The organism is Flavobacterium acetivorans (assembly GCF_020911885.1).
GTDB lineage: Bacteria > Bacteroidota > Bacteroidia > Flavobacteriales > Flavobacteriaceae > Flavobacterium > Flavobacterium acetivorans.
Genome location: NZ_CP087132.1, coordinates 3,114,736 through 3,128,271 on the forward strand (window position 1 = coordinate 3,114,736; position 13,536 = coordinate 3,128,271).

Annotated in this window: 9 protein-coding genes; 4 read left to right on the forward strand and 5 right to left on the reverse strand. The window is 37.6% G+C overall.

Annotation, left to right across the window (positions count from 1 at the left end):
- Nucleotides 1-1,812: 1,812 nt before the first annotated feature.
- The 3 genes from LNP19_RS13510 to LNP19_RS13520 are packed head-to-tail and all read left to right on the forward strand — an operon-like array spanning nt 1,813 to nt 8,907.
- Nucleotides 1,813-4,842, forward strand: a complete 3,030-nt coding sequence (locus tag LNP19_RS13510; protein WP_230062422.1) for a SusC/RagA family TonB-linked outer membrane protein — start codon at nt 1,813-1,815, stop codon at nt 4,840-4,842.
- Between the two features lie 11 nt (nt 4,843-4,853).
- Nucleotides 4,854-6,266 carry a RagB/SusD family nutrient uptake outer membrane protein gene (locus LNP19_RS13515; protein WP_230062423.1) on the forward strand — a complete coding sequence of 471 codons (1,413 nt, stop codon included), beginning with the start codon at nt 4,854-4,856 and terminating at the stop codon, nt 6,264-6,266.
- A 1-nt stretch (nt 6,267) separates the two neighbouring features.
- Nucleotides 6,268-8,907 carry a S9 family peptidase gene (locus LNP19_RS13520; protein ID WP_230062424.1) on the forward strand — a complete coding sequence of 880 codons (2,640 nt, stop codon included), beginning with the start codon at nt 6,268-6,270 and terminating at the stop codon, nt 8,905-8,907.
- A 72-nt stretch (nt 8,908-8,979) separates the two neighbouring features.
- Here the strand turns inward: LNP19_RS13520 and LNP19_RS13525 are convergent, their stop codons facing one another.
- Nucleotides 8,980-9,234, reverse strand: coding sequence for a hypothetical protein (locus LNP19_RS13525; RefSeq protein ID WP_230062425.1), 255 nt, complete (start codon nt 9,232-9,234; stop codon nt 8,980-8,982).
- Between the two features lie 38 nt (nt 9,235-9,272).
- On the opposite strand from LNP19_RS13525, the gene LNP19_RS13530 reads away from it, so the two are divergent.
- Complete coding sequence (locus LNP19_RS13530; protein ID WP_230062426.1) at nt 9,273-11,072, forward strand: hypothetical protein; 1,800 nt, start codon at nt 9,273-9,275, stop codon at nt 11,070-11,072.
- Nucleotides 11,073-11,243: 171 nt separating this feature from the next.
- Here LNP19_RS13530 and LNP19_RS13535 read toward each other — a convergent pair whose 3' ends face one another.
- The 4 genes from LNP19_RS13535 to LNP19_RS13550 all read right to left on the reverse strand — a co-directional run bounded on the left by LNP19_RS13535 (nt 11,244) and on the right by LNP19_RS13550 (nt 13,321).
- Entirely contained in the window at nt 11,244-11,702 is a 459-nt protein-coding gene (locus LNP19_RS13535; protein WP_230062427.1) for an RNA methyltransferase, read from the reverse strand.
- Nucleotides 11,703-11,875: 173 nt separating this feature from the next.
- Entirely contained in the window at nt 11,876-12,802 is a 927-nt protein-coding gene (locus tag LNP19_RS13540; protein ID WP_230062428.1) for a HipA domain-containing protein, read from the reverse strand.
- The gene (locus tag LNP19_RS13545; RefSeq protein ID WP_230062429.1) at nt 12,795-13,109 is read right to left on the reverse strand and encodes a HipA N-terminal domain-containing protein; all 315 of its coding nucleotides are present in this window, start codon (nt 13,107-13,109) and stop codon (nt 12,795-12,797) included. The genes LNP19_RS13540 and LNP19_RS13545 overlap by 8 nt, the downstream gene beginning before the upstream one ends.
- A gap of 2 nt (nt 13,110-13,111) precedes the next feature.
- Nucleotides 13,112-13,321, reverse strand: a complete 210-nt coding sequence (locus LNP19_RS13550) for a helix-turn-helix domain-containing protein (RefSeq protein WP_230062430.1) — start codon at nt 13,319-13,321, stop codon at nt 13,112-13,114.
- Between the last annotated feature and the right edge of the window lie 215 nt (nt 13,322-13,536).

Genomic DNA, 13,536 nt, shown 5'->3' on the forward strand with positions numbered 1-13,536 from the left:
CTGAAAGACGTCGTTCAATAACCATAAACCTATAAATTATGAGAACGATTTTTTTATGTATCAGCACGATCAAACCACCTTAACCACGGGTTACAAGCTGTTTTACCCTCCCAAAACCGGAAACAATTAGGGCATCAAGCCAGAAAAACAACAAGCAGGATTGTAATCCTGCAGCGTTTAACCCTGCCTTGACACATAAAAAAAGGAATTACATAAAATAATCCCATTTATAGCCAATCTCAAAAAACCTAAAATGTCTTTGGCATCTAGATCGAAGCCCTTCCTCTTTAAACTCGCACTTTAAAAGTATTGTCTTTATTTCTATTTTCCAAATGCGATCCCAAAGTTTTCAGACTTTGTTTCAATAAGACAGCTAAAAGCAGCTTCTTAACCCCCAAACCCATAATTCATCATTCCCAGTCAGGAAAATACACTTTTCTAAACCGGTCAGGAATCCCTATGCCAATTTTAAACGATGAACTACTCACTATTAACCATTAACTATAAAAGCCCATGAATAAAATAACAAAGCCCCCTAAAAAAAACAACGCCTTGCTTTAAACGTGGTTACTGTCACTAAACCACATAATCCCAGTCAGGAAAATGCACTTTTCTGAACCGGTCAGGAATTCCTATGCCAACTTCTCGATACAATTTTATAAAAATGCTGTCGCTATTTTATAAAATCACTCGAAGTGACGGAGATCAACGGAGAACAGACTTCTCGATACAATTTTATAAAAATGCTGTCACTATTTTATAAAATCACTCGAAGTGACGGAGATCAACGGAGAACCAACTTCTCGATACAATTTTATAAAAAGGCTATCGCTATTTTATAAAATCACTCGAAGTGACGGAAATTAAACGATAATCCATCCCGATAGCTATCGGGACTAAAAAAACGCCTATGATGAAATAAACTAAGTAAAAGCGAGATTGCTTCGTTCCGATAGCTATCGAAACTCGCAATGACACTCCTGCACCGCACGATCCTTTGAGCAATTGATCTCATTAATTTAATTTGAATTTATTAATGGTGCAGGATGTTTTTTATCGTGAGATGTGAGTTGTGAGATGTGAGTCGTGAGATGTGAGTTGTGTTATTCGACCCTTCGATCCTTCGACCCTTCGATCCTTCGACAAAAGCTCAGGACTGGCTCAGCTCAGGACTGGCTCAGCTCAGGATAAACTCAGCTCAGGATGACGATGAGATGTGAGAATATAGAGTATAGAATTAAGATAGACGATGGACGAAATACGATGGACGAACAACCATTAACAATCGTGATAACTATCTGGACTGACAACCCATAACCCATAACCGATAACCGATAACTAATAACCTACTAAATAACATGAAATATTACAGACAAATACAAGCCTTATTAATACTAGCATTTATAACATTGATATGCCTTTATATTTATGGTTGATGAAGAAAGAGCTTAAGCAAAGATGCTAGAAACAAGAGCCAAGAACGGATAAAAAAACGCCTAATCGCTACTTAATTAGCCTGTAACACTTAACTCAAAGCCTCTAATATGTCACCTTTAATCATACCCTTAACCATACCTCATTGCCTATGATAGAATAACACCGTTAATTGTTTTGCTCCCTGCCTAGCAGTGGTATAACAGAAAAAGCCCTCTACCACGTCGCCAAACAGAAATAGAGGACCATCGCTAATAAAACTAATGTTCCATTAGACTAAACCAATATTATGAAATGAGCATAATGCTAATACGATGCAAGCATCAAAAGCTATTTGCGAATTACATAAGACCGATAAAAAACATTAAATATAAAATTATGAAAAATTATTCATTTTACAAAGCGGCTTCGGCTTTATGTTACCTAATCCTTATTGGGTTCATACTAAGCAGCAGTCCAGCCCGAGCCAATAAGCTACTGAGGCCACTACTGTCTGAACGACAGCAAAACCAAATAAGCGGTACCATAACCGATGGCAGAGTGCCCTTACCAGGTGTGACGATAGCCATAAAAAACCGTGTCAATTATGCCGTCCTATCCGACTTTGATGGCAAATACACCCTCCTAGCCAAAGCCAATGATACCTTAGTCGTGAGCTACATAGGCTATAAAACAGCCATAATCCCTATAAACTACCGCAAAAACATCCACATCCAGCTACAGGAAGACATCACCTCCTTGCAGGAAGTCCGCATCAATGCCGGCTACTATTCCGTCAAAGAAAAAGAACGCACCGGAAGCATCGCCCGCATCACATCTAAGGATATAGAAACCCAGCCAGTAACCAATGTTTTGGCTACGATGCAGGGCAGAATGGCAGGAGTGAATATTACGCAAAGTTCTGGTATTGCAGGTAGCGGTTTCGACATTAAAATACGGGGCCAAAACAGCTTGAGAACCGACGGTAATGAACCGCTCTACATTATTGATGGCGTGCCCTATGCTTCTGATCCTATTGGCGTAGGCTATACCGCGACCGTTATGCCATTACCCACAAGTCCGCTGAATAATTTCAATCCCGGCGACATTGAGAGCATTGAAATTCTAAAGGATGCCGATGCTACCGCCATATACGGCTCAAGGGGTGCGAATGGCGTGGTGCTACTGACTACCAAAAAGGGAAAAGCAGGCAAAACAACTTTCTCTGCCAACTTACAACGCGGAACGGCTCAAGTGACCCGATTTGCCGACTTGATGAAGACCGAACAATATCTTGAAATGCGCAAAGAGGCTTTCGCTAACGATGGAGTTACAAATTATCCTGCCAATGCCTATGATGTGAACGGTACTTGGGATCCCAATCGATATACTGATTGGCAAAAGAAATTGACCGGAGGAACAGCACAAATAACCAATGTGCAAACAGCTATTTCAGGAGGTTCTGGCTTAACACAGTTTCTCATCAGTGGCAATTACGGTAAAGAAACCACCGTATTTCCCGGTGATTTCAACTATCAAAAAGGAAACATTAGAGCCAACCTGAACCATACTTCACAGGACAAACGTTTCAAAACCAACTTTGCTGCCGGATATACGCTTCAAGATAACGACCAACCAGCAAAGAATTATACTGGAGAATCACGAACACTGGCTCCCAATGCACCAGCATTGTATGATGAAGAAGGCAAGCTCAATTGGGAAAATGGCACATTCAACAATCCATTACGCAATTTAAAAGGGGAGTTCCTGGCTAAGACCTATGATTTAGTGACCAACCTAGGTCTTTCCTACCAATTACTGCCGAGTTTGGAAATCAAATCTAACTTTGGCTTCACTGATTTAAAACACCAAGAAAGCAGTTCGCAACCCTCCACCATTTACAACCCTGCTTGGGAAATAGGCCCTGAATATTCCTTAATTTCTATTGGTAATACGACACGTCAATCTTGGATTATCGAACCTCAACTCCATTATAAACAAAATCTAAATAAAGATCTTGCACTCGATGTAGTACTGGGAAGTACGTTTCAGAAACAAACAGCTCGTCAACTGGTGCAACGCGCGAGTGGTTTTACCAGTAACAGTCTCATCAACAACCTTGCAGCAGCCTCGGATGTAACGGTAGACATTGATGATAACTCCGTTTACAAATACCAAGCCTTCTTTGGTCGTGTCAACTTGAATTGGAACAAGAAATACATCCTCAATTTGACCGGCAGACGTGATGGTTCCAGTCGGTTTGGTCCAGGAAAACAGTTTGCTACTTTTGGAGCCCTTGGCGCGGCATGGCTCTTTAGCGAAGAAAATTTCTTCAAGAATAGCGTATTGAGCTTTGGAAAACTAAGAGCCAGTTATGGTATTACGGGGAGTGACCAAATTGGTAATTACCAGTTCTTAGACACCTATAGCGCTACGGGTGGCAATTACCAAGGAGTGATTGGCTTACTACCTACCCGATTGTTCAATCCCAATTTTGCTTGGGAAACCAACCGCAAATTAGAAGTCGCACTGGAAACGGGCGTACTAAAGGATCGAATATTTTTGACATTAGCTGCTTTCCGAAACCGATCTTCGAATCAATTGGTAGGCATCCCTTTACCCTCCACTACAGGTTTTACTTCCATACAAGCCAACTTGGATGCTACCGTACAGAATACTGGTATAGAAACCACGCTACGAACCCTAAACCTAGAGACCAAAAATTTTACGTGGAGTACGAACTTTAATATTAGCGTGCTTCGGAATGAATTAGTATCCTTCCCGGATTTAGAAGGTTCCACTTATCGCAATCAATTTGTTATTGGATCGCCACTTAACATCCGTAAAATGTACCACTTCGAAGGAGTAAACCCTCAAACGGGTTTGTATCAATTTAAGGATGTCAACGGGGACGGAAAAATTACGGCCGACGCTGACAAAACAGCAATTGTAGACCTTAACCCAAAATTCTATGGAGGCTTGCAAAATCAGATAAAATATAAAAATTGGCAGTTGGATTTATTGTTTCATTTTGTACAAAAACAAAGCATCAATAACGCCCTGTTAGGGAATCCTGGAACCCTGACCAACCAATCAACAGCATTAGCGGATCATTGGCAAAACCCGGGTGATATTGCGACTTACCAACTTTTTACCAGTGGAAAAAAGACAGACGCTGTTAAAGCTTTTTCCAACTTCTATGCCAGTGATGGTGCAATAACCGATGCCTCTTTCATAAGACTAAAAAATATAGCCTTAAGCTACAGTTTACCAAAGGAATGGCTCAAAGGTGCAGGATGTAGAATAGTATTGGAAGGACAGAACCTATTGACCTTTACCCCTTACAAAGGAGCTGACCCTGAATTTTTAATTACCAATTCATTACCTCCTTTAAAAATTATAACGACAGCGATACAATTTAATTTCTAATACTATTGATCATGAAAAATATTATCCAAAAAAGCAAGTCTCACTACTTTGTGACAACTGCTATACGGTTCTTTTCTATTTGCATTCCGCTATTAATGCTTTCCTGTGATGATTTCGTACAAGTCGATGTTCCATCTACCCAACTTTCGTCTCCACTGGTTTTTGAAAACAACAGCACAGCCACGGCTGCCTTAGGTGCAATATATGCACAAATAAGAGATAACGGCTTGCTGACCGGAAATCCAAATGGCATGCAGTCAAAATTAGGCGAATACACCGATGAACTGACTTTTTATGGTGCAGGAGGTCAAACAGATGCATCCTTTTACAATAATATTCTGTTGCCCACTAATATGGATGTTAAAAACTGGTGGAACACGACTTATCAGCAACTGTATACTACCAATGCCCTATTGGAAGGTGTTGAAAACTCCAAATCCCTCACAGCATTTCAAAAGGAGCGGCTTAGAGGTGAAGGGCTTTTCATCCGAGCCCTATTGCATTTTCATTTGACCAACCTTTATGGTGCCATACCCTATGTAAAAACCACCGATTATACAGCTAACACCAAAATTAGTAAAATGGGAACTACAAAGGTGTATGAAAATGTAGAAGTGGATTTACTAGAATCCGAAGCATTATTGGATGTAGAATACATTAGTTCGGAACGCATACGTCCCAATAAAGCCACGGTGCAAGCACTATTGGCACGACTGTATTTGTACAGTGGTAGGTGGGCCGAAGCGGCTAATAGCGCTTCAGCAGTACTTAACAATAGCCTGCTGTATGTAGATGATGGCAACCTAGAAACCGTTTTCCTGAAAAATAACTTGGGTAACATTTGGCAATTATTGCCTGACACCGATGGACGTAATACCTTAGAAGCTGAAACCCATGTGTTTTTACAAGGACCACCACCAGTTTCAGCCTTAAGTTTGGACTTCGTCAATTCTTTTGAAGCAGGAGATCTCAGAAGAACACAGTGGATAAAGGAAGTGACGAATGGAACAAACGTATGGTACCATGCCTATAAATACAAAGCCTATAACAATTCCCAGGGCTCCTTAGAATATTCTATTGTGTTTCGAATTGCAGAATTGTACTTGATTCGGGCTGAAGCAAGAGCCCAACAGGGAGAGCTGATCACTGCGCTAGAAGACCTCAACAAAATACGAAATAAAGCGGGGCTATCGAACACATTAGCTGTAACCAAGGAACAAATTATCAGCGCCATTGTAAAAGAACGAAAAAGCGAACTATTTACAGAAGGGCATCGCTTTTTTGATTTAAAAAGAAATATGCTGCTCGATGAAACACTGACCGCTACAAAACCAGGATGGGATACAAATGACCAACTCCTGCCACTACCCGAAACAGAACTGCTACTCAATCCCAATTTAAAACCACAAAACACTGGCTATTAAAATGAAAAGATATCAATACTACCTACTGTACTTAATAGTAATCCTATCCTGCCTCCACTCCCTCCATGCTCAAATGAAGCAAAAAAGAGAGTTATCGCCCAACGATTATGGTCGTTGGCACCAACTCTTTACAAAGGGCATTTCGCAGCTGGGAAATTGGATAACTTATACCCATCATTATAATTCCAAAGCTGATACGCTTTTTGTAAAAAACACCACGTCCTTGAAAGCGCATGCTTTTGCAAAAGGATTCAAACCAAACTTTGTGTTAGAGTCCAAATTAATTTACCAACAGCCCGGAAATACCCTTAGTATTTTCGATTTGACAAAAGAAAGTAGTGTCTTATTAGAACAGGTATCCGAATATGCAGTATCAAGAAACAATCAGCATCTCGTACTCAAACGGCTGCTAAATGAAAAGGCTGCCCTTTTGATTACCGATGTTAATGGGAAGCCAGAGCAAGAAATACCCAACCTCTTGTCTTGGAGAATGGATCCGACACAAAGCAAAGTCGCCTGCGTCACGCAAGAAGCAGACCATTTTACAGTGATTCTCATTGCCCTGGATAAAAAATTAAAAAGGACCATCCTTTTTAAAAATGCAACTACACTGGGACAATTAGAATGGAATGCCACGGGAACCACCTTGGCCTTCTTGAGTCCGAGTACTGCAACGATAGAAAAGAATGCTAGAGGAGCAGTATATGCCTACGATACACAAACGCAAAAGTTGGCTACACTTTATCTTTCTGAACATCCAACGCTCGTTCCTAAGCATGCTATAGGGGCATCCTACCCTACAGAATTAATAATTTCAGAAGACGGTGAACGGGTATTTTTTGGAATGGAAGAAAAAACGGAGCGAGCGATGCCAGAGCCAGCGTCGGTTCAAGTCTGGAATACGTCTGACAAGAGCATTTATCCGGGAAAAATAGATATGAATGACTGGAGGAAACGACCCATTATTTCAGTTTGGTGGCCTGCCATTGGAAAAGCAATACCCATTACAGACCAAAATCTCCCTTTTATTCAATTGGATGCAAAAATGAAGTACGCCATCACCAGCAATCCACTGGCGTATGAACCCCAATTCAAATACCAAGGGGATCGTGATTATTACATTACAAATTTGGAAACAGCAGAAAAAAAGTTACTACTTGAAGCAGCTTCGGGCGAGCCTTCCGACCTCGTATCCTCTCCGGATGGCAAATATCTATTGTATTATAAAAATGACGCTTGGTGGTCGTATGATTTTGCATCAGAGAAGCATCGCTTACTGACTAAAGGAATCAACTTTGTGGAGACCGAAATAAATGATACTAACGCTATTAATGCACTCAACTCAAGATTGGTAGCCTTTACAATGCATGACAAAGAGGTTCTCATTTACGATAGCTATGACATTTGGAAGGTAAGAACGGATGGGACTTCGACCGAAAGAATCACTAAAGGTCGTGAAACACAAACCCGATTTAGTCTAGTAACTCAATCACAATTAACAGACGACACCTACATTTATGATGGATTGCAAGCCGCACAGGTGGATCTCAAGCAACCTTTATATTTTAAAACAATAGAGGAACCAACTCAGAAAAATGGAATTCTCATTTACCATAAAAATCAGCCTGCAAAACCATTGGTCATTAAAGATAAATTGATCAACGATATTTCGCTGACAAAAGACCGAAAAAAAATAATGTACAAGGAACAAGATTTTGATGAACCGCCGCAAGTTGTGCTATTCGATCCCATTACTAAAAAGGAAAATATAGTACATCAAAGCAATCCGCAACACAACGAATACTATTATGGGAAATCAGAATTGTTTTCCTTCGAAGTCCTAGGAAAATCGGTAGGAGGTGTTTTGCTTTATCCTGCGAATTACGATCCAAAGAAAAAATATCCGATGATTGTGCATGTGTATCAAAAACAAACCTCAGACCTTCACTTGTATCAAAAGCCGTCATTACATGGTTTTAGAGGGTTCAATGTGAGCCATTTCACCGCACAAGGGTATTTTGTATGTTTACCCAATATGCTTTACGAAATAGGCAATACTGGGGAAGTGGCCACAAAATGCATCAATGCCGCTGTACAAAGTATTACAGAAAAAGGGATCATCGATAAAGACCGGATTGGATTGATTGGACATTCTTACGGTGGTTATGAAACTAATTTTATCGTTACTCAAAAAAATCCTTTTAAAACAGCGGTTTCCGGAGCGTCCTATAGCGACTTGGCTGCTGATTTTCTACATGTGGCTTGGGATTTTAGAACTGCCGATTACAGAAGGTATGAATACGGGCAAATGCGTATGGGGAAAACACTCTTTGAAGATCCAGCGCGTTACCACCGTAATTCCCCCATCCTATTGGCACAAGGCGTATCTATACCGTTACTTTTATGGACGGGTGCAGAAGATCGTCATGTGGATGTTGACCACAGTTACAAATTCCACATGGCCCTCCGCCGATTGCAGAAAGACAATGTCATGCTCGTTTATCCGAACGAAAGACATGTAGTGCAAAATCCCAAAAACCAAGTCGACCTAAGCACAAGAATAAATCAATGGTTTGATTACCATCTAAAAGACGGTGAATATAAACCGTGGATGGCTCCTAACTTTATGGCTGAGCAGTAAAAAAGGTGAAAAATGAAAATGATAATGCAGTTCCCGTTAGAGAACTGCATTATTTTTAGAAGTTAAAAACAACTAATCAATCGGTCTATACAACGTAATCTCACAAGCCGTGTTAGCAGTCTTACGAAACAATTGTTGTCCTGGCTCATCATTAACCGTACATACCTCTGTACCTTGCTCATTACACATGGTAGAAGCGATACAAGGTTCTGTAGGGCTCAAATGATACCAGCCCTTCACATCAGGAGCAAGCGCACCATCCTTAGCAATGGAGTCAGTACTTGCTGCTCCGAAAATGGCAAATGCAACTACTACTGCACTAAGCAAAAAAATAAACTTATTTTTGCTAAAAAACTATTATGAATATGTCATTTCGTATTAAAAGAAGTTGGAAAAATTATGGATTAACTTTGTTAACCTTAACTCTTGTTTTTTCTATTTGGATCATTTTATATTTTATTCCCCTTTCCTTTATACCTGACTATTTAGATTTAGGAAATTACTCTAAAACTTACGAACTCTTAACTCTTATAATTAGTTCACTTACTTCATTAATTGGGATATATGTTACAGTCACTTTGGTTGCTTATGAATTTTTCAAGCAAAAATCTGGAATCGACTTTCATAAATCTTTTTTGGTCAATCAGACAAATTCTATATTTATAGCATTCTGTGTTTGTACTGTAATCACTTCTTTTATTTCGAGCTTATTAATCCCATTTGAAACTCTACTTGACAGAGATGTTTCAATCATTTACTATAATGCTTTTTTATTTTTGGCCGCTATATTTTTTCTTTTCCCAGTAGCATTTAATCACTTTTCGTCGCTGAAACCTGGAAAATTAGCTGATCAGGAAATTGAAAAAATAAATAACAACACAATTTTTATTAATCTTGCTAAAAAAAACAATATAGACATTGAGGCTGAAGCATTTGAGAATGATCACTTAGTAAAGGTACAGAATATTGCCATTGCATTAATATCAGTATCTGACAGAATTAAGGCGCAGCTTATCATTATTAAATGTTCAAAAAAATTAGGCCAATTAATTATTGAAAATAAAGATACGCAAGAAAGAAAATATATAACTGAACGTCTGATAAGCTTCTATTTGAATATAATTGATTTCACTCTTCTGCAGCCAAATAATTCAGCTATTCTTAACTGTGTGTGGCACTCCATAGAAGAAATATACAAGCAGCTAATTCCTGAAAAAAGATATGCTTATTATTTAAAGGATTTTAGAAATGACTTTTTCCAAAGGTATTTTAACCGTCTTAGGGAATATAATAAAGAGGAATTAATTTTCCATGGTATTGAAACCTTAAAAAATATAATGTCAGCACAGCTAAAAGAAAATACGGCAAATGAGTCAGAAATAGTATTTTTAAATTCGATCAGGTCAGATTTCGAACCTGATTTTCAGGTCCCAGAATACACTGACGGATCCTATGAGGTATCGGAACATCTGAAGGAAATTACGATTGAATTCTTATATATTTTTTCATATAATATGGATAAAGCTATAAAGAATCGCAATAAAGATATATTAAATAAATGCAATAAAGAGTTGAATGGACTGATGTCCGTTTTTTCTTCAAGCGAAAATCTTAAATATACAGAACTTTTTCTGCGTCTAAAGTGCGCAGACTTGATATATGACAGCGCATACGAGGCGTTTAAAAAAAATGTCTATGACAGAAGTAGTGAAGCCGAAGGACTTATGCCTTATATTCTTGATTTTGAAATTGAACATGACAAGCTCTACTCTAGAGGACTTCTTCAAAAATATTGCAACTTTCTTCTACGTTTGCAAAAAATAAATAAAGTAGACTACTGGTTTCTTGGTGATTATGAAGTTGGTTTTCTGATAATGGAAGGCGATTTGGGAAGTATAGCTCGTAGATGCGTATTTAATTACAAAAAGAATAAAAATGTACAAAACTGTCTGGATGACATTGTTTTGACATTTAAATATTTAAAAGAAAACTATGAAAAAAATACAATAAAGTACTTTGCTCAATACAATATTGTGAAAAAGCGAATGGAAGTTATTCTTGAGCTGATGAAAGAAAATAATCCATATAACACTAATTTTATTACTTCCCTTGAGACAGTCTTAGAAACCTTTAAGTTGCAGGAAGAATTTGAAAAGACACTTTAAAACACATCTTTTAATTTCCAAATTAATCCAACAACCTCTTCAAATCCGGATTTCTTAAACAGCTTTTAGATATAAAAACAACCAATTCAAAACCTGCGGTGAATAATCTACTTAATCACCGCATTTTTTGCGGAGAATATTTTGAAGGCAACTTCAATACACCATTATGTTTTAAGAACGTGGTTTAGGCAAGTTTCTGTCGTACATAATAATGCTGCCCGCGACAGCTACGTTTAAGCTTTTTTCTGATTTAAATTTTACTAAATGGTGGCATTTATCCATTGCTTTTGTGGACAAGCCATGATCTTCTGCTCCCAATAAATAAACACAGCGTCTTGGATGTTCAAAGGTCTCTAAATCTAAAGCTTTTTCATTTAATTCAACTCCAACCAATCGCGCTCCTTTGGGTAAGTTTTCAAAAAAAGCTTCAAAAGTTTCATAATGAAAATATGGAATGGCTTTTACTGCATTATGCGTATCGCAGGCTTGTTTGGCATATCGATTACCTATGGTAAATATAAAAGTAGCACCTAAGTTTTGAGCCGTTCGCCACAAAACACCTAAATTTTCAGGCGTTTTACCATTTTGTATCCCTATCCCAAAATATTCATTAATAAAGTTATCATTCATAAGGGCAAAAGTACAAACTGTAAGTACATAAATCAATTTTTATTGAGATGAAGGAAGATTCAGTATTGGTATGTTTTTGATATTTCGCTGAAAGTTTCCCATCATTACACGCTTTGTAGCGGAGTACCCGGTATGTTAGCGTAGCTGAAAATTACGACCTTTTTAAATCTAGATTATTGAAACATCCCTACTCTACTTTCCAACAACTCCAAATACTTCTCTTTCATATCCCCTGACAGAAAAGAGATTTCAAGTAATTCTTTCCATTTTGGAATTGCTTCTTGCATTTGTTGCAGTATGTTAGCAATTGTTTTCTCGTTGAGTTCTAATCTTTCTTTAGCATAATAGTCAACAAAATCAGCTGCTTTTAGATTACTTTTTTTTCCTTTCAAGGTCAGTGCAATTTCTTCTTCAGGATTTTTTACAGCTATCGTAGAATTTAAAAAATCATATACTGATGTAAGGGTTGTTTTACCATTTTTAGTTATCAAGGAAAAGTTTTTCAAATGCATATCTTCATTTCCAGTCACATAACAAAAAAGAATTCTTTTAAAGAAATCTGCTTTTTCGATAGCTGGAAAAGAACAAAATTCGTCAAGTACAGGAATCAATTTCTCCATTGTAAAACGATATTTTGTATCTCGTGTATTTGCTGTTAATTGGGCAAAATCTTCTGTTGCTAATTTTTTTCCTTTACCATATCGGTCAAAACGCTTAATAAAATAGGACAAACTACCATCTTTAGCATATAGCATCCCGTGAAAAGGAACTTCTAAACCAAAGACTTTAGCCATTCGCATGGTTAGATCTTCATTTTCCGGTAATTGTGGAAATAAATCGTTCTGTGGTTTTATAATGTAGGTTCCAAATTGATCTACAATTTTAAATTCCTGATCCACTATCGAGATAGCTGCACTAAGCTTTGGTTGCACACCCTGTATAGACAGCTTTTTAGCCCTGTTAGCAGCTTCCTGACGAAGTTCGACTGCTGTATAAGGTAAATCCTTTAAAAAAGTCAATTTAGGAGCTATCAACCGAAGTCCTTTTTCACTGTACTTATCTGTTCCGCATAATTCATAAGTAATGGGACATCTATTCATCTTCCATTAATTTAACTGTTACTGCTCCTACTAAATCATTTCCAGTTGCTATCAGTTGAGAGAAATAATCTTTTTTGTCAATTTTTACAATACGTAGTAATCCCTCTAGCATTACACCTTCAGGTAATACGCCTTCAAAAAATGGAGGAAAGGATGTATAACTATATTTTTTATGACTTACAGGCATAGTCAATGAAACGGCATCACCTTCATAATTTTCATCATACTCGAAATGATAATCATTAGAAGTTGTTTCTGTTAAAATCCCAGCTCTTTTCCCGTGTACCAAAACAATTGCTTTTCTCATTTTTATTTAGTTAACGGACTTTTGAATTCTACTTTAATATTTAACACACGGAGTACTGCTAAAAGATTGCTCCAGCGTACTGTTTCTTTATTTTTTTCAATATCAAAAACAGTGGTCTTCCCTACTCCTGCTAAGTTGGCTAATTCAAGTTGAGTTAATCCGGCTTTTTTTCGATGCTCTTTAATTAAAGTACCTAAATCAAAATCATTCATTCTATACTGTTTTAACGGTAAAAATAATCAATTTATTAATACTGAAGGATATTTTAATTCAAAAAGCGCATTATTACTGCTATAACAGTAATAAAATGATTAAAAATAGTATTTGACCTTGCAAAATGAACAAACAACTTAAATTACTGTTATTGCGGTAAAATTAAGATGAAGTATCAAAATTAGAAAGGTCAATACAAAAGTATAAACAAAAT